This is a genomic window from Chryseobacterium sp. MHB01 (assembly GCF_034651565.1).
GTDB classification, from domain to species: domain Bacteria; phylum Bacteroidota; class Bacteroidia; order Flavobacteriales; family Weeksellaceae; genus Chryseobacterium; species Chryseobacterium nepalense.
The window spans coordinates 1-23,380 of record NZ_JAYEDA010000005.1 but is presented as its reverse complement, the minus strand read 5'-3'; the positions used below and the strand labels follow the sequence as shown (position 1 = coordinate 23,380).

Here is a 23,380-nt window from a genome sequence, read left to right as displayed (position 1 = left end):
GGTTAAATATGTTTCTTATTATTCTCAACTCAGATCAAAGTTAAGCTTTATTTTCTTGCTTTTAGCAATAGACATACAAGCCAGGATATGTCCTTTTTCTTCTTCTTTTTCCGTAAGATATTCATTTTCCAGCAGCTCTACTTCACCTTCTTCAAGAATGCACTCGCAGCTTCCGCAGATACCCGACTTACAGGAATACGGTACGGCAAACTTCTGAATCAGCAATTGCTGCAATATTCTCTCCTTATTATCCGGAAGTTCAGTAAAATAGTTTTTTCCGAGCATGGAAAACTCTACATCAATATTTTCGATGACAGGAAATTCTTTTTCCACAGGATAAATATCGTCATTATATTCCTCAAAAAGCTCAAAATGAATATTATTCTTGGGGATTCCGTGGTGATAACATGCGTTGGCCAGTGTTTTAATCATATCCCCTTTTCCGCAGATCAGTACTTCGTCTACGGCATCCCAGATCGTAGATTCTTCATCGGTATCATCCAGATGCAGAATCTGATTGATGATAAGACTCAGCTTTTTATCATCAAGTCTTCCGTGGAATAAACTGTTTGATTGTTTTTCTTTGGAAAAGAAATAAAAAATCTGGAGCCTGTCGCCATAATTCCGGGCAAGAGTATCGAGTTGCTCACGGTAAATCATATCTTCAGAAGATTGATTGCCGAAGAACAGGAAAAGCCTTGTTCTGGGCTCATTATGCAGGATGTTTTTAAAATGGCTGAGAATAGGGGTAATTCCTATACCCGCTGCAAAGCCTACAATGGTTCTGAATTCACTTGGCTTGGAAATCAGTGTGAATCTTCCGGCAGGTTCGCTTATCAACAAAAGATCTCCCACATGATAATTTCTGAATAATTCTGCAGCATCTCCTTCAGATGAATTTATCTTTATACCCAACGCTATTTTTTCTTCATAAGGTGCGGAAGTTATCGAATAATCTTTGATAACATCTTCATCATGAGATTTGAATTTTATACTGACAAACTGCCCTGCCTCAAACCTGAAATTCTCTTTCATATTGCCGGGAATTTCAAATTCGAGAGAAAAAGTATTTTTGGTCAGTTCTTCCTTTTTCGTTATTTTTAGCCAATGAAACTTTGTAAGTTTCCCCTTATAGATTTGTTGTTCCATACTTCAATTCAAAAATAGATAAAAAATAATGAAAAAGATAATCTTATCCACCCTTTTCCTGATTTCAGTTTTCAGTTGTAAAAAAGAATCTGCTAAAACAGAAGACGGAATGGCTGTGCAGGATTCTGCTTCTGTCTCAGAAACTACAGAAGCTCCCGCTGCTTTAAAAATGTACACTGCTGAACAGACTTCCGAGTTTTTAGGTAAAAAAAATGACACTTTATACGTTACCAATTTTTTTGCCACCTGGTGTGGACCTTGCGTGAAGGAAATCCCTCATTTTAAAAATAAAATACAGGAACTTAAAGGAAAGCCGGTTAAAATTACATTCGTAAGTGTAGACAGCAAAACCGACTGGAATACAAAAGTTCCCCAGTTTGTAGATGAACAGGGAATCCGCAACAACACAGTTCTGCTTGACGGACAGCTTCTTGGAGGTGATTTTTTTGCAACTAATTTTAAAAGTTGGGATGGGGGCGCAATTCCTTTTACTTTTATGAGAAGAGGTGACAAGACCGATGAAACTTTAGGAATGATAAGTGAAGAACAGCTTACCGAAAAAATCAATTCTCTTTTAAAATAAAACATCAGACTTTTTATGTCAGATCAATTTAAAATCCTGTGTTTGGTTTTATTTCTTGCCATTTTATTGGCAGCAATCATTAACCTGAATACGGGGTTTTTAAGTTTAGATCTTCAGGACTTTTTTACAGAATCAGCAAATGGCCAGATTGCGGAAATTCGTGTAAACCGCGTGTTGATGATGCTTTTGGCGGGAATTTCTATTCCGACTTCCGGGTTTCTGATGCAGGAATATTTTCAGAATCCTCTTGCCGGGCCGGATATTCTGGGTATAACTTCTGTGGCAAGTTTATCGGTGGCGTTTTACATTTTTTTTTCACATGATCTGCTGATTCCGGAGATTCTCCAGAACAGCTTTTTAAGCTTTTCTGCCATTGGAGGAAGTTTACTGATGATGCTGATTTTTCTTTCTGTCACCAAAAAACTTCAGAATAAATCTTATTTAATTATTTTCGGTTTTCTGATCTCTGCCTTTTCCGGAGCCGTTGTTTCTCTATTACAATTGTATGCAGAAAATCAAAGTTTAAAAAATTATATTTTGTGGTCCTTCGGGGCGAATAATATGGTTTCAAGGAATCAGATTTATGTATTGTCAGTTTTAGTTTCAGTGGGTTTATGGGTTTGTTTTAAAAGTATAAAACCTTTAATCGGAAATTCGTTGGGAACATCGTATGCGCAGAGCCTGGGAGTTAATCTGAACCAGCTTAAAATATTCATTATTGTTGCTTCATCCCTGCTTTCTGCTTCGGTAACCGCTTTTTTAGGTCCTGTTTTGTTTATAGGAATTATTGTTCCACACTTCTGCAGATTAATTTATAATCCGGCAAAACTCTGGCAGCAATGGATTTTAAACATGTTTTTAGGAATGCTGATCATGTTGATCTTCTCAATAATCGCAGAAAAAACGCAGATTCCGTTGAATGTAATAAGTTCAGTCTTTGGAATTCCTGTGATTTTGGGAATGCTTTTGAAGCAGAATAAAGTATGAAAATGAATTATCAATTGTTAAATGTTTAAACAAATCATAGCTATAAATATGATGAACATTAAAATATACAGACGGTTAATTATTGCAAACATTATTTTATTTATATCTAGTTTTATTTTCCTGGAATATTCAAAAATGTTCAGATTGAGTCTTGACAAACACTGGGTTTATTCATCGGGACACAGTTGGTGGCTATTGTTCGCTCTACCTGCCACATTTTTTGGTTCTCTGTGTTTATTTGTTTACAGTATTATAAATATTAAAAAAAGAAAATTTTTCTATTGTATTTTTAGCCTAATGCCGATAATTTTATTCTTGATGTTATTTTTTTAAATGTTATACATTATCACAGTTAAAAATGATATAACTAAGTAAAAATAAATCCTCGAAATACGTGGAAAATAAAAACAAAATGCACCTACAAATCAGACAAGCAAACCTCGGTTACAGTAAAACGTTAATCTCAAATGCAGATACCCATCTGAATCTGGGAGAGGTCTGTCTGCTTATTGGAAATAATGGGGTCGGAAAAACAACTTTAATTAAATCCATTTTACACCAGATTCCGCTTCTTAAAGGTGAAATCAGCATTAATGACAAAAATATAAAAGAACTTTCGGCAAAAGAAATTGCAGAGCAGATTGCTGTTGTTTTCTCAAGTTCGGTTATTCCTCAGAATTATACGGTTGAAGATTTGATTTCATTGGGAAAATATATTTATTATCCTTTTTATTTTGAACTTAAAAAAGAAGACCGAGACGAAGTCGCACATATTATCGAAAAACTGGATTTGGTTCAGTATAGACATACGCCGCTCGGAAACCTTTCGGATGGAAATCTGCAGAAAGCATTTATCGGAAGGGCTATTACACAAAACTCTCCCGTTATCATTCTTGATGAACCGACAACGCATCTTGATGAAAAAAATAAAATCATTATTCTCAAAACACTTCGTTCTTTAGCCAAAGAACATCATAAACTTATCCTGTTTTCTTCTCACGACTGGAGGCTTGCTAAAGAATTTGCCGATAAAATATGGTATGTAAAAGATCAAAATTTATATACCGGTATGGTGGAGGATATTCTTTTGCAGCATGAAGAACTTACCCGTGCTACACTCTTTGAGATCAATCCGGAATTTGTTCCGCCACATATCATTGCTCCGGATGTGTACAAAGAAATGTTGTTTTCATTACTACAGAAAAATTTCAGAAAAGATCTTTCCAGATTCACGTTTGAATTACACAATAAACAGTGGACGATTTCAGGATTTGCAGACATTCACCAATGTGAATCTTTTGAAGATATTGTTATTTTATTAAAAACCATTCATTAATACTTTCTCTTTTATATTAAATTGATATATTATGCATGCATAGTATTATGCGCGTCATATCAATTAATCTTTTTATTATCAATGTGTTAACAAATTTTAACTTAAATAAATGCTATGCATGCATAATATTTAGTATATTTGGTTAAACCTTGATATGAAAATGATGGATAATAAAAAAGATAAAATAGAAAATGTTGATCTAATTCTCAAACAAACCTGGCTTGCCGTTTCAAAGATGTACACTGAAATGGCTCAGGAACACGATTCTACGGCTGTTCAGGCACTCACTCTTCTTAAAATAGATCCTAAAGAAGGAACAAGAAGTACAAATCTTGGTCCCAAAATGGCAATTGAACCTACATCTTTAACAAGAATTATCAAACTTCTTGAAGATAATGGATATATCTACAAAGAAAAGACGACCACCGATAAAAGAGAAGTTATCATAAAACTTACTGATAAAGGACTTCAGTCAAGAAATATGTCTAAAGAAGTAGTGGTTAACTTCAATAAAAGAATCATGGAGAAAATTGCTCCTGAAAAGCTCGAAACTTTTAAGGAAGTCATGAATGAAATTATGAAGATCGCTACGGATTTAAACAACAGGAAATAATGTAAAGAGGTCTTCTGACAAACAGGATCTTTTAAATACATAACGGGAGCTTTCGCCATTCAGAATAGCAATAAAATTAAACAATTACAAATAATAAATCAAATGAAAAGAAGAATCAAACACGTCACAGTTCTTGGTTCAGGAATTATGGGAAGCGGTATTGCAGCGCATTTTGCCAATATTGGCGTTCAGGTGTCGTTGCTCGATATTGTTCCTTTTGAACTCACTGAAGCGGAACAGAAAAAAGGTTTGACCAAAGATGATAAGGCAGTAAGAAACAGGATTGCCTCGGAAAACTTTGAAAAACTTAAAAAAGCGAGTCCTGCCCTGCTCTATTCTCCGAAATTTGCTGACAGAATTAAAGTTGGAAACTTCGATGATGATTTACCTAAAATAAAAAATACCGACTGGATCATTGAAGTAGTTGTTGAAAAATTGGATATCAAGAAGTCGGTCTATGAAAAAATAGAACAGTTCAGAAAGCCAGGAACATTAATTTCTTCCAATACTTCAGGGATTCCCATTCATTTTTTAACAGAAGGAAGAAGTGAGGATTTCAAACATTATTTTGCAGGAACCCATTTTTTCAATCCCGTAAGATATCTTCCTCTTTTAGAAATTATTCCAACTCATGATACACTTCCTGAAGTAATTGACTTCTACATGAATTATGGTGCTAAATTTTTAGGAAAAACAACGGTTTTAGCAAAAGATACACCTGCATTTATTGCCAACAGAATCGGCGTTTTTTCTATGATGGATTTGCTTCACAATGTTCAGAAATTAGGTTTAACCGTTTCCGAAGTTGATAAATTGACAGGTCCTGTAATTGGCCGTCCGAAATCTGCAACTTTCAGAACTGCTGATGTTGTAGGTCTGGATACTTTGGTTATGGTAGCAAACGGTGTTCGCCAAAGCGGTGCTGAAGCTAATGATTTTAATGATGTCTTTGCACTTCCGGATTACATTCAGAAAATGGTTGATAACAAGTGGCTGGGATCTAAAACAGAACAGGGCTTCTATAAAAAGGTAAAAAATGCAGAAGGCAAATCTGAAATTCATGGGTTAAATCTTGATACTTTAGAATATGAACTTCAGGGGAAATCTTCTTTCCCGACGCTGGAATTAACCAAAACAATTGACAAGCCAATTGACCGATTTAAAGTATTGATCGGCGGAAAAGATAAAGCCGGAGAACTGTACAGAAAATCTTTAGGTGCATTGTTCGCTTATGTTTCTCATAAAGTTCCTGAAATCTCTGACGAAGTTTACAAAATAGACGATGCCATGAGAGCCGGATTCGGATGGGAAAATGGTCCGTTTGAAATTTGGGATGCCGTTGGCGTTCAAAAAGGTGTGGAATTGGCTAAAGATGCAGGCTATGAAGTTTCAGACTGGGTTAAAAATGTAGAAACATTTTATAAAGTTAATGATGAAGGACAAAGCATTTACGTTGATAAAAACTCCGGTGAATACAACAATATTCCGGGACAGGATGCTTTTATTATTTTAGATAATATCAGAAAGAATAAAACACTTTGGAGTAATTCTGGTGCCGCTATTGAAGATTTGGGCGACGGAATCATCAACTTTGAAATCCGTTCTAAAATGAACTCTTTAGGAGGCGAAGTTCTGGATGGATTAAACAGAGCGATTGATTTAGCTGAAAAAGAATATGACGGATTGGTAATCGGAAACCAGGGAACCAATTTCTCTGTAGGTGCCAATTTAGCAATGATTCTGATGATGGCTATCGAGCAGGATTGGGATGATCTGAACATGGCAATCGCTTATTTCCAGAAATCAATGATGAGAGTTCGCTACTCCTCTATTCCTGTAGTTGTTGCTCCTCACGGAATGACACTGGGTGGCGGTTGCGAAATGACCATGCATGCCGACAGAGTGGTTGCAGCAGCGGAAACCTATATCGGACTGGTTGAAACCGGAGTTGGTGTTATTCCCGGCGGTGGAGGAACTAAGGAATTGACCTTGAGAACTTCAAGAGAATTCCACAATGATGATGTGAAAAACAACAGATTGCGTGATGCTTTCATGAATATAGCGATGGGAAAAGTAGCTACTTCCGCTTATGAAGCGTACGACATGGGAATTCTTGAACATGGAAAAGATATCGTGGCAGTTGATAAAAGAACGCAGATTAAAACCGCAAAAATGCTGGCTAAAAGCTTAGCAGAACATGGTTACACACAGCCTATCGAACAAAGGGTAAAAGTTTTAGGTAAAGATGCGCTTGGAATGTTCTATGTAGGAACCGACCAGATGCTTACCGGAAATTATATCTCCGAACATGACAAGAAAATCGCAGACAAATTAGCCTACGTCATGGTGGGAGGAAATCTTTCCGAACCAACTGTGGTTACAGAACAGTATTTATTGAATCTTGAAAGAGAAACTTTCCTGCAGCTTTGCGGAGAAAGAAAAACATTAGAGAGAATTCAATATATGTTGCAAAATGGCAAACCGTTGAGAAACTAACAGAAGCTTCGTAGGAGCGAACTGTTAATAGCAGAATAATATAAAATTGATAAAAGCTAAAGTTTTTGAGCCCGGAAAGGGCGAAATAAAATAGCATCGGGTGAAAACCGGTGTAAATCCGAAATAATTTAAACAAATGAAAACAGCATATATCGTAAAAGGGTTCAGAACGGCCGTTGGGAAAGCACCCAAAGGAAGTTTAAGATTCACAAGACCCGATGTAATGGCGGCAACCGTAATTGAAAAATTAATGGCTGAACTTCCGCAATTAGATAAAAACAGAATCGATGACCTGATTGTAGGAAACGCTATGCCCGAAGCTGAACAAGGCTTAAATGTGGCACGTCTGATTTCCTTAATGGGTTTAAACACCGATAAAGTCCCTGGAGTTACCGTAAACAGATACTGTGCATCAGGAAGTGAGGCGATTGCCATTGCTTCTGCAAAAATTCAGGCCGGAATGGCAGATTGCATTATTGCCGGAGGTACAGAATCGATGTCATACATTCCGATGGGAGGATATAAACCTGTTCCTGAAACAGATATTGCCAAAACAAACCCCGATTATTACTGGGGAATGGGCTATACTGCTGAAGAAGTGGCTAAACAGTATAATATTACGAGAGAAGAACAGGACCAGTTCGCTTTTGAATCTCATATGAAAGCCTTAAAAGCCAATCAGGAAGGCAGATTTGCCAGTCAGATTGTTCCGATTCCTGTTGAATATAATTTTCTGGATGAAAATCAGAAGATACAGTCTAAAAAATTCGATTTCTCAGTAGATGAAGGTCCGAGAGCTGATACGTCTCTGCAGGGTCTTGCAAAATTAAGACCTGTTTTTGCTAATGGTGGAAGCGTAACCGCCGGAAATTCTTCTCAGATGAGTGACGGAGCAGCTTTTGTGATGGTTATGAGTGAAGAGATGGTAAAAGAATTGGGTCTTGAGCCGGAAGCAAGATTGGTTGCTTATGCAGCTGCAGGATTAGAACCGAGAATCATGGGAATGGGACCTATATACGCTATTCCAAAGGCCTTAAAACAAGCAGGTTTAGAATTAAAAGATATTGAATTAATAGAGTTAAACGAAGCATTCGCATCGCAGTCTGTTGCTATTAAAAAAGAATTAGGCTTAAATCCGGATATTCTCAATGTAAACGGAGGAGCAATCGCTTTGGGTCACCCTCTTGGATGTACCGGAACGAAGTTAACCGTTCAGCTTCTTGACGAAATGAGAAAACGCGGAAACAAATACGGAATGGTTTCCATGTGCGTAGGAACAGGACAGGGAGCAGCAAGTATTTTTGAATTGCTTTAAAGATAAAAAGAGAATAGACAGATAGATAATAGATTAAACACAAGAAATGATGAATGATTATAAAAAAATCTTTTAGTCATTTTTTTAATATTTCTTTAGGTTCATCATTTGAATTGCAGACACAAATATTGTTAGCAAATCATAGAAAATATTTATCTGATTATCTAAAAGTCTCAAAAAAATAAATAAAAATCAAGTATTAAATGGGAAATATAGTAAAAGGTGGTGAATTCTTAATTAAAGAAATTCCTGCAAACGAAATCTTCAGTCTTGAAGAACTGAATGAAGAACAGAAAATGCTTCGCGATTCTGCGAAAGAATTTATAGACAGAGAAGTCGTTCCGCATCATGATCGTTTTGAGAAAAAAGATTATGCATTAACAGAAGAAACAATGCGTAAACTAGGAGAAATGGGACTTCTTGGAATCACCGTTCCTGAAGAATACGGCGGTCTTGGAATGGGATTCGTAAGCACAATGCTGGCTTGCGACTATGTTTCGGGAGGAAATGGTTCATTAGCAACAGCTTACGGAGCTCACACTGGAATCGGAACACTTCCAACCCTCCTTTACGGAAGTGAAGAATTAAAAAAGAAATATCTTCCGGATCTGGCTACTGGAACGAAATTCGGAGCTTATTGTTTAACGGAACCCGATGCCGGTTCTGATGCCAACTCTGGAAAAACAAGAGCGAAATTATCTGAGGATGGAAAACATTATATCATCAACGGACAAAAAATGTGGATTTCCAATGCAGGTTTTGCGGATACATTCACTTTGTTTGCTAAAATAGATGATGATAAAAACATCACAGGTTTCGTCATCAACCGTTCTGAACTTGAAAATCCTGAAAGCTTAACTTTCGGTGAGGAAGAGCATAAATTAGGAATCCGTTCGTCTTCTACCCGTCAGGTTTTCTTCAATGATATGAAAGTTCCTGTTGAAAATATGTTGGGTGAAAGAAATAATGGTTTCAAAATCGCTCTAAATGCATTGAATGTTGGCAGAATTAAGTTGGCGGCAGCTAATCTTGACGGACAAAGAAGGATCTTAAACCACTCTATTCAATATTCAAATGAAAGAAAACAATTTGGCGTTTCTATCTCAACTTTCGGAGCAATCCGAAAGAAAATTGCAGAAATGGCAACCGGAGTTTTTGTAAGCGAAGCGGGATCTTACCGTTTGGCAAAAAATGTTGAAGATAAAATTGCAGAATTAGTTGCAGGCGGAATGGATCATCAGCAAGCTGAATTAAAAGGTGTTGAAGAGTTTGCGGTAGAAGCATCGATTCTTAAAGTTTTTGTTTCAGATCTTACTCAAAATACAGCAGATGAAGGAATCCAGATCTATGGAGGAATGGGATTCTCAGAAGATACTCCAATGGAATCTGCATGGAGAGATGCAAGAATCGGAAGAATTTATGAAGGGACCAACGAAATCAACAGACTTCTTGCCGTTGGAATGCTGATCAAAAGAGCAATGAAAGGAGAATTAGACTTATTGTCTCCGGCGATGGCAATCAGCAAAGAACTGATGGGAATTCCGTCGTTTGAGGTTCCTGACTACTCTGCTTTTATGAGTGAAGAAAAAGCAATCATTGCCAATCTTAAAAAAGTATTCTTAATGGTTTCAGGTGCTGCGCTTCAGAAATATATGATGGATATTGAAAAACAGCAGCATTTGTTACTGAATGCCTCTGAAATTCTTAACCAGATCTATATGGCAGAATCTACAGTGTTGAGAGCCGAAAAACATTTCTCACCGGATTCTGTAGAAGCAGCAATGGCTCAGCTGAATCTTTACAAAGCCGTTGAAAAAATCATTACTGCAGCAAAAGAAGGAATTGTTTCTTTCGCTGAAGGCGATGAGCAGAGAATGATGCTGTCCGGATTAAGAAGGTTTACAAAATATACCAACCATCCGAATGTAGTGGCATTAACAGAAAAAATTGCTGCCCATTATATTGAAAAAGGAGCTTATTAGTCTTTTATATATAAATTTGATTTCAAGGCGTCTCAATGTTGAGACGCTTTTTTATTGCAACAAAGAATACCAAAATGAAGTGTAGAATGTAATAAAAATAAGATTTAAGTTGTTTTTACTATGCCTAATTATAGTTTAATATTAAAAATTTTTACTGATGAAAATACTAGTACTTCCGGTTATATTGTTTGCAGTGTCTGCTTCGGGACAGCAGAAAGAAAAGAAACTTCTGATACCCCATGATACTACGAAATACAAGAAGTCTTATTTCCCCGATAAAGAAATGAAGCCGTCCGATCCTCAAAGAAAAATATACAAAATGCCTTCTGCAAAACCTGATGAGTCGGTATATTCCAGACTCAAAGACAAAAGAAAAGATACTACGGATTATAAGATGCTTAATTCTATAATACCTGAAAAAGATTCGGATAATAAATAATTATATTTGAATTAGGCCGGCATGTGTAATACACAAAATTATTATTAAAAAAATGTTTCAGATGTTGAGGCATTTTTTATTTTTGTACTCTACTTATTAACGATGACAAAAGAAGAACTGCTCAACAGAGCAATAAAAATAGCCGACAAGGCACATAAAGGACAGACGGATAAATACCATGCACCATATATTGCCCATGTCATGCGTGTCATGGAATACGGAAAAACGTTGGATGAAAAAATCGTAGGCGTTCTCCATGATGTTGTTGAAGACCATCCACAGGAATTCAGCCTGGATTATCTGCGTGGCGAAGGCTTTCCGGAATATATCATTTTTGCGATCAGCTGCCTTACTAAGTTTGACCCGGATGAAGAGTATGACGATTTTGTAAGAAGAACCGAGCGTTCACCATTAGCCGTTGCCGTAAAACTTAATGATTTAAGGGATAATATGGATCTTCGAAGAGTAAACCGAGAGCTGACTCCTAAAGACATCAAAAGATTTAACAAATATCTTAAGGCCTATCATTATCTTATTGAAAAATATTGATAGGGACTGCTAATATCCAATTTAACCAGTTTGTAATAAGAATTAAGAAAACAGCTTAATCCGCACCAGGGAAGTCATAGGTCTTTTTGGGATGCTTCGTCCCGTCGATATTAACGTTTAAAGCCAAATATACAAAGTGGAAATTTTTATTTCCCGAAGCTTCAAATTCCCTCTGCCATAAATAACCGCCGAGAACACCGAAGTAGTCGTCAATCTGATAGCCGAAACCGCCATATACCCTATTCCTGGCGAAAGTAGGCTTCATCGGGCTTACAAGGAAAATTTCGTCATACACATTGGCGAAAACAGTTCCTTTTTTCACTTCTTTTGCATTCAGCGGCACACTTATGTTCAGACGGTATCTGTAGCGCATTCTTTCAGAGCTTTTGTCGGTTTGAGGTTCATAGAACCAGCTTTTTTCCGCACGAAGCCTGTTTTCAAATTTCACGATGCCTTTTTTAAAATCAATGACGTCCTGAAGCCAGACCCTGAATTCTTCTTTATTAATTTTTTGGTCCTTGTAAGTGGCATATCTTCCCAATCCGATAAAAGGCTTGTGATTTTTAGTAAGGTTATAACCCAGTCCGCCCTTTATTTCATAGTAATCCGGATACGTGTATTCCTGGATTCCTCTCGACTGTCCTTCAGCGTATAGAAAAAACTTCGGATGAAATTTATAGGTAATGGTCAATGCATTAAAGCTGGAAATATGTTCCTGTGCTTTGAGGGATATTACACTTAAAAATAACCCCAAACCTAAACCGAATGACAATTTCATCTGAAAAAAATTTTTGCAAATGTAAATTAATTAACAATTTGTTAATATTAACTTTGATTCATTAATAGTTAACAATTATTTAATATTAAAATTGTAAGATAATCCTATATGAAACCATCTTTGTGGCATTTCAACACCGAATGTTTCTGTATATGAGGTGTTTGTTAAATTATTAATCAAAACATACACGGAGAAATCTTTTTTAACAAAACTTAATTTATCATCTACCAGATTGTAACTGCCGTTATTCAGCCTTTCGTTATAACGATAGACCACTTCATTCGTGAAATTTTTCAGGAAGCGTGTTTCTAGTTTCGCGATAATTTGGTGCTTTAAATTATCTAATAAATATCTTGCCGAAAAATCTGCGGGCTTGTTTAATCTGTTATCAAGGTAGGTATAGCCAATAGTATATTTCAGCCAGTATTTCAACTGGTGATTGAATTCTACCTCAATTCCTTTTACCGTAGTTTCTCCTATGTTTCGGGCATACCATACCGGGTCTTCAGGTTTCATCTTTGTCCAATCAATAGCGTCATTGGTATCTCTTAAAAAACCGCTTACTTTAGCTAAAATATTCTTGGTCTGAAACTGGTACCCGATTTCTGCATAGACTGCATTTTCAGGTAGAAGATCAGGATTTCCCTGTTCGGTTTTGCTTGTATAATAAAGATCGGTGAAGGTCGGAATACGGTGTACCTTGGCAATATTTCCGTATACTTTGTTATTCTGGTTAAAGCTGTATCCGATGTCCAGTCCCGGATAGAAAAAGTTTCCCTCATTAGAATAATTGGCCCATGATATTCCCGGACTGATATTCAGTTTATGGTCTAAAAGTGAAAAATGATGTTCGAAAAACACCTGAGAAACAAAACGGTTTCTTTCTCCCAGATTATTGCTTGCCAGAAATTCTTTTCTTAGTTCAACACCAATTCCTGTTGTTCCAAGTGACCAGTCATAGCCTGAATTGACTTCCCCTCCCACATTATTTCCGATATGCATATTGCGGTAAATTTCAGGCTTCTGTCGGTTAAATAAATACATGTCCTGACCTCTTCGCCAATATACATTTGAATTTAATTTTAATCTTCCAAAGGTCTGCTGATGCGCAAGGCTGATCACGGAAGCCTGCACTTCTTCATATTGCTCAGTTGCCGCTTTTGAAGCGTAAAATCCGTTAGCCCCAAATTTTTTTTCTGAAAATCCTGCCTGAAGCCTTATATTTCCGTCTTTTATATTCAGTTTGCTTTGATAAAAAACATTCCTGATTTCATAATCCGTATTATACATATAGCCTTGCGACCCGGAAGAATTAGCCTGTAACGAATTGGAAAATTTTTCATTTCCAACCTGCGCGTTGAATCCAAGCTCATAGGTTTGATAATCTCCGCCTTCAACATTTATTTTCACCCTTTTTCCAAGATTTACTTTGGTAATGATATTGATGACTCCGGCATAGGCATTTTGCCCAAAACGCCTTGCTGCAGGACCTTTTATCACCTCAATTCTTTCTACATCACTGAGGTCGACAGGAAGGTTCATCGAATTATGGCCGGTCTGGGAATCATTCATCCGGATTCCGTTAAGAAGCAAAAGAACCTGCTCAAAAGAGCTTCCCCGAAAACCGATGTCACTCTGCACTCCATTGGCCCCTCGCCTTCTGATATCCATTCCCGTTACCTGCTGCAGGATTTCATCGATACTTTTCGCAGGAGAATTAATAATTTCCTCTCTGGTGATCACCGAGATATTCTGGTTGGCACTTTTGTATGGGGTGGAAAAAAGTTTTCCCTGAATTTCAATGGCTTCAATATCGGTAGACTTTTCCTGTGCCTGTGCAAAAAATAAGGTTGCGAGAAAAAAAATACTTCCTGCTTTTCGTATCATATGTCAGATTTATAGCTAATTATTTGTGATGCCAAAAGTAATGGAGTTCACGAATACTTACAAATGATAGTTGTCATAAAAAAATGCAGCTTCTAAAAACTGCATTTTTGGAATTATCGTTGTTATCTTTTTCTCATCAAATGTGCAATCAGATCTCTTAAGAACTTTCTCATATCTAATTACATTGATCCTGCAATGTTAGATAATTTTATAACAGTATGCAATGTTTTTAAAATAAAATTATGTTAAATACATGCAAAAATATTCAAAAAATCCTTTAGAGAATTTGGATCTCATTAACCCTAACAAATCCGCCAAAATTTCGTAATTTTGTTAGTCTTAATTTTACTATGGCTAAAACAACAGATATAGATATTAAAAAACAGATTTTCGTTAAGAACGCACATCTTAACAATCTGAAACACATTGATGTTCTTATCCCGAAAAATAAATTAATTGTCATTACAGGAGTGTCCGGAAGCGGAAAGTCTTCACTGGCTTTTGATACCATTTATGCGGAAGGACAAAGAAGATATGTAGAGAGTCTCAGCTCTTATGCACGACAGTTTTTAGGTAAACTGGAAAAACCGAAAGTTGATGATATTAAAGGTCTTGCCCCTTCTATTGCTATCCAGCAGAAAGTAATTTCCTCCAACCCGAGGTCTACAGTAGGAACTTCAACGGAAATTTATGATTATCTGAAGCTGCTTTTTGCAAGAATCGGCAAAACGTTTTCACCGGTTTCCGGAGAAGAAGTAAAGAAAGATTCGGTTTCTGATGTGGTAGATTTTATTAAATCATCCAAAAAGGATTCATCATTTTTATTAACGGCTCCTTTGGATTATGATGCCGATAATTTTGCTGAAAGTCTTAATGTTCTGAAGTTAGCAGGATTTACCAGACTTGAAATCAATGGTAATGTAGCCGGAATAGAAGATCTGGAAAGCTTCGGATTTACTCCCGAAAAGAATATGGAAATCAATCTGGTGATTGACCGGTTTTCGTACGAAGAAGATGAGAGTTTCCTGCAACGTCTTGCAGATTCTATCCAGATGGCTTTCTACGAAGGACGCGGATACTGTTACCTGAAGAATACAGATACCGGAAAAGTAAAAGAGTTTTCCAATAAATTTGAACTGGACGGAATAGAATTCCTGGAGCCGAATGTTCATTTTTTTAGCTTTAATAATCCTTATGGAGCGTGCCCTACCTGCGAAGGATACGGAAAGGTAATCGGAATTGATGAAGATCTCGTAGTTCCGAATAAGGCGCTTTCCATTTTTGAGGATGCGGTGGCTTCCTGGAGAGGAGAAAGCATGAGCGAGTGGAAAAAAGACTTTATTAAAAAGGCCAAAGACTTCCCGATTCATAAACCATATCACCAGCTTACCAAAGAGCAGAAAAAATACCTTTGGAAAGGTGACGGAAAAAGTACATTCCCATCCATTGACAATTTCTTCAGGATGCTTGAAGAAAATTTATACAAAATACAATATCGGGTAATGCTTTCCAGATACCGCGGAAAAACGCTTTGCCCTACATGTGAAGGATTAAGACTGCGCGAAGAAACCAGCTGGGTAAAAGTTGGCGGACATAATATCCAGTCGATGATCGAACTTCCTTTAGATGAACTTTTTTCTTTAATAAAAGACTTAAAACTTTCCGATCATGATCAGGAAGTAGCCAAAAGATTATTGTATGAAATAACAACCCGTCTTGAATTTTTATTAAAGGTCGGATTGGGATATTTAACGCTGAATCGTACTTCTAACACACTTTCAGGTGGTGAAAGCCAGAGGATTAATCTGGCAACGAGCCTTGGAAGCTCACTGGTAGGTTCTATTTATATTCTTGATGAACCATCTATCGGGCTGCATTCAAGAGATACGGAAAACCTGATCGGTGTTCTGAAAAACCTTCGGGATCTCGGGAATACCGTAATAGTTGTTGAGCATGATGAAGATGTAATGCGAGCGGCAGATTATATTATTGATATCGGTCCGGAAGCCGGATATTTGGGAGGCGAACTTGTATTTGCAGGAGACTATAAAGAATTGAAAAGTGCAGATACGCTAACTTCCAGATATCTCACCGGAAGACTGGAAATAGAAATTCCTAAAGAGCGCAGGAAAGCGAAAGAGTGGATTCACATTAAAGGAGCCCGTCAGAATAACCTTAAAAATGTTGATGTAGATGTTCCTTTGGAAAATCTTGTCGTTATTTCCGGAGTTTCAGGAAGCGGAAAGTCTACCTTAATGAAGGAAATTCTTACGAATGACATCCAGATTCAGTTGGGAATGGGCGGTAAAAAAGGAGATTATGACTCTGTTGATTTTCCTAAAAAACTCATCAAACATATTGAACTGATCGATCAGAACCCGATCGGGAAATCTTCACGTTCCAATCCTGTGACGTACCTTAAAGCGTATGACGACATCAGGGACCTTTTTGCGAAACAAAAAGTAGCAAAAATGATGGGTTACAAACCGAAACATTTCTCTTTTAATGTTGATGGCGGAAGATGTGATGAGTGTAAAGGAGAAGGGGTAATCAATGTATCTATGCAGTTTATGGCAGATATCGAACTGGAATGTGAGGTTTGTAAAGGAACCCGCTTTAAAAGTGAAATTCTGGAAGTAAAATATGATGAAAAAAATATTTCCGATATTCTTCACATGACCGTAGATGACGCGCTGGAATTTTTCAAAGACAATCATGAAGATAAAATTGTAACCAAACTGAGGCCGTTACAGGAAGTCGGATTGGGATATCTGCAGCTGGGACAAAGTTCTTCTACTCTTTCGGGCGGAGAAGCGCAGCGTGTAAAGCTGGCATCTTTCCTGGTGAAAGGAGTAACAACGGATAAGACGCTTTTCATTTTTGATGAGCCTTCCACAGGTCTGCATTTCCATGATATTCAAAAATTACTGAAATCTTTACAGGCTTTGATTGATCTTGGCCACTCGGTAATTGTGATTGAACATCAGCCGGATATTATAAAATCCGCCGATTATATCATTGATATCGGTCCGGAAGCAGGAAAATACGGCGGTGAAGTAGTATTTACAGGAACTCCTGAAGATCTTGCCAAAAATAAAAAATCGCACACGGCAAAATACATTAAGGAAAAGCTGGAACAATAATATAAAGAGAGTCGAAAGGCTCTCTTTTTTATGAGTGATTACTTTAGCGCAGGAAAAATATTTATCTTACAATTAATCCTTCAACAAACTAATGATTACATTATGAAATACTTAGGGTATTGTTTAAGCGTTGTCAGGCTGAGCCTGTCGAAGCCTCATTCTATCTAAAAAAAAGCTCTTTTCAGAACATTAGAGACAACATCAATTTCTTCAACGGTATTAAAATAATGCGGTGACAACCGTACAATCCCACTAATATTTTTCCGTGCAAAATCTATTAAAGCGGAGTTTTTATGCGTTACTGAAAAGAAAACATTATGCTCTTTCAAAACATGCTGAATTTTTTCCAGATCACCATCCGGACCGGAAAAAGTGACGATGCTGCTCAGGTTTTCACCCCAGTCCCAGACATTAAAGCCGCTGTTTTTTAGGTTTTCCCTTAATCTTTCAGACAATCCTCTGTTGTAGTGTTCAATCGCGTTCAATCCTATATTGTTGGCATATTGTAAAGCTTTTGTAAAGCCCATTAACGAGGCATATGAAATTTCCCAGCTTTCGAATCTTTTTGCTGTTTTAAATAGCTCATAATTATTAAACTCCGTCCAGTCGGCACCTCTCATATCCAAGAGTAGCGGTGCATAATTCTGTTCCAAGACTTTGTCTGAAACATACAAAAAGCCGGTTCCTCTTGGTCCTCGCATGAATTTTCTGCCGGTTGCCGATAAGAAATCACAGCCTATTTTTTCAACATCTACAGCAAGCTGACCTACCGATTGACATGCATCAACCAGATATAAAACATCATATTGTTTACAGAGTCTTCCGACACATTCCACATTCTGGATTAATCCCGAATTTGTCGGGATATGAGTAACTGCAATTAATTTCGGATTGTATTTTTTAATTAAATTTTCCAGGTCTTCAAGATCCAGCTCATTATCGGGAAGATTTTTAGTTCTTATTATATTTACCTTTAATTTTTTCTGGAGTGAGATAAAAGTAATCTGGTTGGAAATATAATCGTCTGCAGTGGTAATGATAACATCGTCTTCTTCAAACATAATGCTGGATAAGGCTTTAGCATAAGCTTCGGTAGCGCTGGTTGCAAAAGCAATATTGGAAGGCTTTGCATTAATCAATCTGGCCGTTTCATCATAGAATTGTTCCAGAGCTTCTGAATTTCTGTTTGCTGCTTCATACCCTCCTATCTGTTCTTCCAGTTCAAGATATTCTTTCATTGCATCTACTACGATTGATGGCATTAAAGACGATCCTGCATTATTGAGAAAAATTTTTCCGTCCGAAAGCCCTCTGATATCCTGTCGTATTTTTTCTGTATTCATTTGTAAAAATGATTTTAATCTTATTTGATTGTAATTTTGTTTAACTGTTTAAGTTGATTTTAAATTTAACCGCAAAAGATGCAACAGATTTAGATATTTAATATTTAAAGTTAATTAATATGAAGATAAAGAGGACAACGGTTTTTAAAAATCTCTGATTTTTATCTTTGAGAACATTATTTATCTAATAAGAACTTTAAAATAATCTTTTTGGTCTTTGTGGTTAGATAGAAAGTTTAAAACAATTTTTTATATGAAAAATCCCGAATAACAAATTTCGGGATCACTATCTTTTAAAGAATATTTCAGCATTAATCTAAAACACTCCAGCCTCTTTTAGGATTGTTATTGTTGGATACTTCCTGCTCATTAACAATGATATTTTCTTTTCGCTGACCGATATAATCAAGTTCGCTTAATTTGGAGAAAATTGTTTCAAGGCTTCTCAGCATTTGTTGAATATAGATCAACGGTTCGCCGCAGTTGTGATGATCGTAATTGGTTTCTGCTACAATAGAAAGCTGATTCAGTAAAGTGTGAGGTGCAATTTCGCTCCATTCCAGACTGTAGTTCAGCATTTCTTCCAATTCAGCCGGAACAAGGACCTGGGTTGCATTGTACAGACGCAGTGCCAGCTTTGCAAAAGATTCAATCAGAAATACCGGCGGCTGATATGGTGTAATATTCCTGAACTGGAAATACATATCCCCAAATGTATTGATCATGGTATTGCATAAAAACTTAACGTTCTGCGCAAGAGCAGTATTCTGGTTTTTATGCGATGCCTTCTGAATGATTTTAAAGGTATATTGCTGAAGATTCCCGACGGACTTTGCAAAAGTATTGTAATAATCCAGCAGTGCGGGATGGCTCTGAACCGAAGTACATGGCGGGATAAAGTTAGAATCTACCTGGGCAATATTTCCTTTGAGATCTACTTTGCCAATGATAAGGTAATTTCCTCCGGAATAGCTGCTGTTGAGCGATGTTACTGGAAGCAGTTCAATGTGATGGTTCGGCTGTGTATTCGGGTGACGCGGCGGAATTTCTTCGGGGTCAATATCTCCAAACGGCACTTTATCAAAAGGATTTACGGAAATTAAAATATAGTAATCGCCATCTGCCTGTTCATCATTCATGAGTTTTGCAAGAGATTTTACACTTACTCTTCTGTCAATCAGTTCAATTCTGTAACCGGCAAGCGTTACTGCGCTGCAACGCTTGATGACCAATTGTACATCATTAGTAGCCGTATTGTGGACATCAAAAATACTACGGTCTGTAAATTCGTTTGAAATAGGCAAAAGCCCATAGTTATATGCGGTGATTCCCAATGAACTGGAATCTCTGATGGTATCGATTAAAAAATTATCCTGATCGTTAAGATGTCTCTGGGAAACCTTCATCCCGTCAACCCAATTGATGGCAAAATGCTTAATAGGCTGTATCATATTCAATATTTTTTAAATGGTGTGAGATTGTGTTCTTCTTATTCCTTCTTCCTCATGCTGGATGACCCTTTTACAGATCACCACATCGTTTTCAGAAATCCTGTTTTCTGTGATATCCTGTTCAAAATCAATATATTTTCTAAAGCTGAAGAATGACTTTTTCGTATAGAAAATCCAATAATATGATTCGTTTTGCTGATCTGATAAATGAATCACGGAATTCGGGTTTTTGTGGTTGTAATCGTCCACTACCCTGTAAAACCAATCTCCGAAAGTAATTCCCGTAGGCAATGTTTTGGCTTTAATCCGAAATCTGTTGGCATCTTCAAGATTTTTGCTGAGCTCAACATTCAGAACCATCAGCCTGTCGAAATCTGCTCCTTCAAAGTCCGGTAGTTTCTGTTCCGGAGAATAGCGCCAGGTCTTATATATATCAACCGGAATACTAATTAACTGAACATAGCAGTAATGGAAAACCAGCGGAACAAGGAATATTAAAATACTTGTCGCGGCCATTATGGGATATCCTGTACCTTTACTCATCCAGTTGAATATTAAATAAAACAAATATCCTCCAAAACCGACACAGGTAACGGATAAAATGGATTCAAATAATATGCTTTTCGTTAAAGAACTAAAATGTTTTTTAAAATATTTGTCTGAAAGGTTCACATGTATTATTCCCAGAACCAGATAAATGATTTGTGCAATTAGATACCAGTACGGATTGAAAAGATTTCCCGCGAAGCCGAAAAATCCCGGAATGGCAAGACACAAACTGCACAGCAGAACATAGATGATAATGGTTTTTATTTTTATCGCAGGCTTATTTCTTCTGATAATTCCGAGGATTACCATCATAATAACCGCAAATAAAGGCATGAGAATATACCTTAAAAAGATTCCCTTTACTGAAGAAATTTCCATGTGTCTTTTTCGAATTAATATTTTTAATTGGTTTAGTAAATATAGTTAAAAATTTTCAGAGGAATGTAGAGTATCCAAGTCGGTTTGAATTTCTTTCATCATCTTCCAGAGCGAATGAAAAGGCTTCTTTTTCGGTGATAAAATTCTCTTCAATATCCACACTTACCGGAAGGAAATAATCATACATGGCATTCAGTACTTTCCGGAACGGGCTGCCATTGATATATTTTTTCATTTCCCCATAAGGAATAGGGCCGATATTAACTACCCAGTTTCTCTGTCCGTCCATATGTTTCCCACTCGGAATATAAGTTACGCCGAGGCGGGAATTCCCTAACAACATAGAGTCATCATTCTCTTCTACACCATCGATAATGTTTGGAGCAAAGGTTACCATAACAGGAATTTGCAGAAAAGCGGTCATGCACCTTTCAAACCATGCTTTATCTCCACGGATCTGATTAAAAAAAGGCAAAATATGGATGAATATATAGGCGTTTTGTTTATCCATCATTTTTACAAGCGGCCAGAGTTCACTTACCGTTTTCAACAGAGCATCGGTATCACTGGCAATTTCAAAGTCGAATTCTTTCAGCAAAGCACTTACTTCGGTAAAAAAAATTTCCAGTTCAAAAGGCCTGAAGAACTTTCGTGCATCTTCTTCTACCCTTTTCTGTTTGCGGATTTCCTTCACGACACTTTCCACGTTTTTCCTCGTTGCGCCCAAAGATGGCGGGTGGAAAAGTCCTTCCGGCAGATAATCGTAGATACCTTCCCTATAGGTTTCTATAATAAACACTTCTTCGTCGAAACCAAGGTAATCGCTGGTAATACTTTTAATGTCTTTAAGATAGGCCCGGTCATTGATGCCGATTCGCTGGATAAATATATTGCTTACTGCTCTGTGATATTTCAAGAGGTTTACTGCTACAGCTTCTGCTTTGAAATCTGTCTGCAGTTTATTGTAATGCATCTCTACAATATTGTTCTCATACATAGTGTCTGCTGTGATTTTGGCTTATAAAAATACTATATCTCAAATTATTGAAAAAATAATTGTTGATTAATTTTATTCTAAAATAGTAAATAATTACGAGTAAAAGAAGAAACGGCAAAAATAAGGTTAAGACTGAGGTTGAGATTAAATTACATGAATAAATTAGTTCACACTAAATTTAACCTACCTTATCCTTGACCGAACCTTAATCTAAAATTGAAATTAAGATTTGATTAAATCTTCCACTCCTTTTCTCTACCTTAATTTTAACCTCAAAATTAACCGTATCTTTGCATCCTGAAAATGTTATTTTACAATGAAAAGTATTTATTCTAAAATTCTGGTTTTAGCGTTCATGGCATCTTCGCTGTATTCATATGCGTGGGGATTGACAGGACACAGAATTATTGCGGAAATTGCCGAAAATCACCTTTCCGGGAAAGCAAGGCGGGAAATTAAAAAAATGATGGGGAGAGAACGGCTGGCTTATTGGGCCAACTGGCCGGATTTTATTAAATCTGATACAACAGGTGCCTGGAAGCAGGCTTCATCGTGGCATTATGTAAATATCGATCCGCAGACTGATTTCAAAATTTTTGAAGAAAAACTGAAAGGACAAGCCGGACCAAGTTTATATACTCAGGTGAATGTTCTTTCCAGTCAGATCAAAGATGAAAAAACTGCTGAGAAAGACAGAAAAATTGCTTTGATTTTCCTTATTCATATTATGGGTGATCTTGCGCAGCCTTTGCATGTAGGGAGAGCGGAAGATCTGGGAGGAAATAAAATTAATGTTACTTACTTTGGAGATAAGACCAATTTGCATTCTGTCTGGGATGGAAAACTCGTAGATTCTCAAAAATACAGCTACACCGAGTATGCAACATTGTTAGACATTAAATCTGATGCAGAAGTAAAGGAAATCCAGAAAGGTACTCTTGAAGACTGGCTGTATGATTCTCATAAAATTGCCAATACAATTTATGCACAGACCCCAAATGATTCCAAATTGTCTTATGACTATCAGTATAAATTCACTAATACGATGGAAAGACAACTTTTATATGGTGGATTACGACTGGCAAAATGGCTAAATGATCTTTTTTAAAGATGAACTTAATGTGAATAGTCAATTACTATTTGTTATAATATTGAAGCGAAACTTCGGTTTCGCTTTTTTTTATCTATTACCTGTAATTTGCCATGCTGAAAGCATCTCAACGTAATTTTTTAAGCTTGGTTAGATCTTTTCAGGATGACAAATATTGTGGATGTGGTTACTAATTTACATTTAATAGGATAACTACCACCCTAGCCCCGATTGAAGCTTTGTTTAAGCTCATTTTTATTATTTTCGGGGGGGGGGGGGGGCCCCCCCCCCCAACAAAAAAAAAAAAAAAAAATG

The 23,380-nt window shown here is 36.8% G+C and carries 19 protein-coding genes; 12 read left to right on the top strand and 7 right to left on the bottom strand.

Going from position 1 to position 23,380, the window contains the following annotated elements; all coding sequences use genetic code 11:
- Positions 1 to 24: 24 nt before the first annotated feature.
- On the bottom strand, positions 25 to 1,149 hold the full coding sequence (locus tag U9K52_RS09540; RefSeq protein WP_248393442.1) for a flavin reductase family protein: 1,125 nt from the start codon (positions 1,147 to 1,149) through the stop codon (positions 25 to 27).
- A gap of 28 nt (positions 1,150 to 1,177) precedes the next feature.
- Between U9K52_RS09540 and U9K52_RS09535 the strand changes: the two genes are divergently transcribed.
- The 10 genes from U9K52_RS09535 (at position 1,178) to U9K52_RS09495 (ending at position 11,449) form a co-directional block, all read left to right on the top strand.
- Entirely contained in the window at positions 1,178 to 1,732 is a 555-nt protein-coding gene (locus U9K52_RS09535) for a TlpA disulfide reductase family protein (protein ID WP_322926131.1), read from the top strand.
- 15 nt (positions 1,733 to 1,747) lie between these two features.
- Entirely contained in the window at positions 1,748 to 2,719 is a 972-nt protein-coding gene (locus tag U9K52_RS09530) for an iron ABC transporter permease (protein WP_248393440.1), read from the top strand.
- A 412-nt stretch (positions 2,720 to 3,131) separates the two neighbouring features.
- Positions 3,132 to 4,055, top strand: a complete 924-nt coding sequence (locus U9K52_RS09525) for an ABC transporter ATP-binding protein (RefSeq protein ID WP_322926130.1) — start codon at positions 3,132 to 3,134, stop codon at positions 4,053 to 4,055.
- A 163-nt stretch (positions 4,056 to 4,218) separates the two neighbouring features.
- Positions 4,219 to 4,668 carry a MarR family winged helix-turn-helix transcriptional regulator gene (locus tag U9K52_RS09520; RefSeq protein WP_248395005.1) on the top strand — a complete coding sequence of 150 codons (450 nt, stop codon included), beginning with the start codon at positions 4,219 to 4,221 and terminating at the stop codon, positions 4,666 to 4,668.
- A 102-nt stretch (positions 4,669 to 4,770) separates the two neighbouring features.
- Positions 4,771 to 7,164, top strand: coding sequence for a 3-hydroxyacyl-CoA dehydrogenase/enoyl-CoA hydratase family protein (locus U9K52_RS09515; protein ID WP_322926128.1), 2,394 nt, complete (start codon positions 4,771 to 4,773; stop codon positions 7,162 to 7,164).
- 136 nt (positions 7,165 to 7,300) lie between these two features.
- Positions 7,301 to 8,479: a thiolase family protein gene (locus U9K52_RS09510; RefSeq protein WP_248393437.1), complete on the top strand. Its 1,179-nt coding sequence runs from the start codon at positions 7,301 to 7,303 to the stop codon at positions 8,477 to 8,479.
- 53 nt (positions 8,480 to 8,532) lie between these two features.
- Positions 8,533 to 8,664 carry a four helix bundle protein gene (locus U9K52_RS21285; protein WP_263603123.1) on the top strand — a complete coding sequence of 44 codons (132 nt, stop codon included), beginning with the start codon at positions 8,533 to 8,535 and terminating at the stop codon, positions 8,662 to 8,664.
- Between the two features lie 18 nt (positions 8,665 to 8,682).
- The gene (locus U9K52_RS09505) at positions 8,683 to 10,461 is read left to right on the top strand and encodes an acyl-CoA dehydrogenase family protein (protein ID WP_248393436.1); all 1,779 of its coding nucleotides are present in this window, start codon (positions 8,683 to 8,685) and stop codon (positions 10,459 to 10,461) included.
- 157 nt (positions 10,462 to 10,618) lie between these two features.
- Positions 10,619 to 10,900, top strand: coding sequence for a hypothetical protein (locus tag U9K52_RS09500; protein WP_322926127.1), 282 nt, complete (start codon positions 10,619 to 10,621; stop codon positions 10,898 to 10,900).
- A 102-nt stretch (positions 10,901 to 11,002) separates the two neighbouring features.
- The gene (locus tag U9K52_RS09495) at positions 11,003 to 11,449 is read left to right on the top strand and encodes a phosphohydrolase (RefSeq protein ID WP_248393434.1); all 447 of its coding nucleotides are present in this window, start codon (positions 11,003 to 11,005) and stop codon (positions 11,447 to 11,449) included.
- 55 nt (positions 11,450 to 11,504) lie between these two features.
- On the opposite strand, the gene U9K52_RS09490 is transcribed toward U9K52_RS09495, so the two are convergent.
- Both U9K52_RS09490 and U9K52_RS09485 read right to left on the bottom strand, forming a co-directional pair.
- Positions 11,505 to 12,227, bottom strand: a complete 723-nt coding sequence (locus U9K52_RS09490; protein WP_248393432.1) for a DUF2490 domain-containing protein — start codon at positions 12,225 to 12,227, stop codon at positions 11,505 to 11,507.
- Positions 12,228 to 12,302: 75 nt separating this feature from the next.
- Positions 12,303 to 14,114, bottom strand: coding sequence for a TonB-dependent receptor plug domain-containing protein (locus U9K52_RS09485; protein WP_322926126.1), 1,812 nt, complete (start codon positions 14,112 to 14,114; stop codon positions 12,303 to 12,305).
- Positions 14,115 to 14,464: 350 nt separating this feature from the next.
- Between U9K52_RS09485 and uvrA the strand changes: the two genes are divergently transcribed.
- On the top strand, positions 14,465 to 17,257 hold the full coding sequence (gene uvrA / locus U9K52_RS09480; protein ID WP_322926125.1) for an excinuclease ABC subunit UvrA: 2,793 nt from the start codon (positions 14,465 to 14,467) through the stop codon (positions 17,255 to 17,257).
- 164 nt (positions 17,258 to 17,421) lie between these two features.
- Here uvrA and U9K52_RS09475 read toward each other — a convergent pair whose 3' ends face one another.
- The 4 genes from U9K52_RS09475 to U9K52_RS09460 all read right to left on the bottom strand — a co-directional run bounded on the left by U9K52_RS09475 (position 17,422) and on the right by U9K52_RS09460 (position 21,975).
- Positions 17,422 to 18,600: an aminotransferase class V-fold PLP-dependent enzyme gene (locus tag U9K52_RS09475; protein WP_322926124.1), complete on the bottom strand. Its 1,179-nt coding sequence runs from the start codon at positions 18,598 to 18,600 to the stop codon at positions 17,422 to 17,424.
- 311 nt (positions 18,601 to 18,911) lie between these two features.
- A complete protein-coding gene (locus U9K52_RS09470; RefSeq protein WP_322926123.1) occupies positions 18,912 to 20,051 on the bottom strand; it encodes a hypothetical protein in 1,140 nt (379 codons plus the stop codon).
- A 12-nt stretch (positions 20,052 to 20,063) separates the two neighbouring features.
- Positions 20,064 to 20,978: a TssN family type VI secretion system protein gene (locus U9K52_RS09465; RefSeq protein ID WP_322926122.1), complete on the bottom strand. Its 915-nt coding sequence runs from the start codon at positions 20,976 to 20,978 to the stop codon at positions 20,064 to 20,066.
- Positions 20,979 to 21,033: 55 nt separating this feature from the next.
- Complete coding sequence (locus tag U9K52_RS09460; protein WP_263603130.1) at positions 21,034 to 21,975, bottom strand: hypothetical protein; 942 nt, start codon at positions 21,973 to 21,975, stop codon at positions 21,034 to 21,036.
- A 316-nt stretch (positions 21,976 to 22,291) separates the two neighbouring features.
- Here U9K52_RS09460 and U9K52_RS09455 point away from each other — a divergent pair, with 316 nt between their 5' ends.
- Positions 22,292 to 23,083, top strand: coding sequence for a S1/P1 nuclease (locus U9K52_RS09455; protein WP_322926121.1), 792 nt, complete (start codon positions 22,292 to 22,294; stop codon positions 23,081 to 23,083).
- The last annotated feature ends 297 nt before the right edge of the window (positions 23,084 to 23,380 follow it).

Coding starts and splice junctions, on each gene's coding strand:
- U9K52_RS09505 (WP_248393436.1), top strand. CDS start 8,683: ATGGGAAATATAGTAAAAGGTGGTGAATTCTTAATTAAAGAAATTCCT.
- uvrA (WP_322926125.1), top strand. CDS start 14,465: ATGGCTAAAACAACAGATATAGATATTAAAAAACAGATTTTCGTTAAG.
- U9K52_RS09465 (WP_322926122.1), bottom strand. CDS start 20,978: ATGGAAATTTCTTCAGTAAAGGGAATCTTTTTAAGGTATATTCTCATG.
- U9K52_RS09500 (WP_322926127.1), top strand. CDS start 10,619: ATGAAAATACTAGTACTTCCGGTTATATTGTTTGCAGTGTCTGCTTCG.
- U9K52_RS21285 (WP_263603123.1), top strand. CDS start 8,533: ATGATTATAAAAAAATCTTTTAGTCATTTTTTTAATATTTCTTTAGGT.
- U9K52_RS09540 (WP_248393442.1), bottom strand. CDS start 1,149: ATGGAACAACAAATCTATAAGGGGAAACTTACAAAGTTTCATTGGCTA.
- U9K52_RS09535 (WP_322926131.1), top strand. CDS start 1,178: ATGAAAAAGATAATCTTATCCACCCTTTTCCTGATTTCAGTTTTCAGT.
- U9K52_RS09525 (WP_322926130.1), top strand. CDS start 3,132: ATGCACCTACAAATCAGACAAGCAAACCTCGGTTACAGTAAAACGTTA.
- U9K52_RS09455 (WP_322926121.1), top strand. CDS start 22,292: ATGAAAAGTATTTATTCTAAAATTCTGGTTTTAGCGTTCATGGCATCT.
- U9K52_RS09515 (WP_322926128.1), top strand. CDS start 4,771: ATGAAAAGAAGAATCAAACACGTCACAGTTCTTGGTTCAGGAATTATG.
- U9K52_RS09530 (WP_248393440.1), top strand. CDS start 1,748: ATGTCAGATCAATTTAAAATCCTGTGTTTGGTTTTATTTCTTGCCATT.
- U9K52_RS09485 (WP_322926126.1), bottom strand. CDS start 14,114: ATGATACGAAAAGCAGGAAGTATTTTTTTTCTCGCAACCTTATTTTTT.
- U9K52_RS09520 (WP_248395005.1), top strand. CDS start 4,219: ATGGATAATAAAAAAGATAAAATAGAAAATGTTGATCTAATTCTCAAA.
- U9K52_RS09510 (WP_248393437.1), top strand. CDS start 7,301: ATGAAAACAGCATATATCGTAAAAGGGTTCAGAACGGCCGTTGGGAAA.
- U9K52_RS09490 (WP_248393432.1), bottom strand. CDS start 12,227: ATGAAATTGTCATTCGGTTTAGGTTTGGGGTTATTTTTAAGTGTAATA.
- U9K52_RS09470 (WP_322926123.1), bottom strand. CDS start 20,051: ATGATACAGCCTATTAAGCATTTTGCCATCAATTGGGTTGACGGGATG.
- U9K52_RS09475 (WP_322926124.1), bottom strand. CDS start 18,600: ATGAATACAGAAAAAATACGACAGGATATCAGAGGGCTTTCGGACGGA.
- U9K52_RS09460 (WP_263603130.1), bottom strand. CDS start 21,975: ATGTATGAGAACAATATTGTAGAGATGCATTACAATAAACTGCAGACA.
- U9K52_RS09495 (WP_248393434.1), top strand. CDS start 11,003: ATGACAAAAGAAGAACTGCTCAACAGAGCAATAAAAATAGCCGACAAG.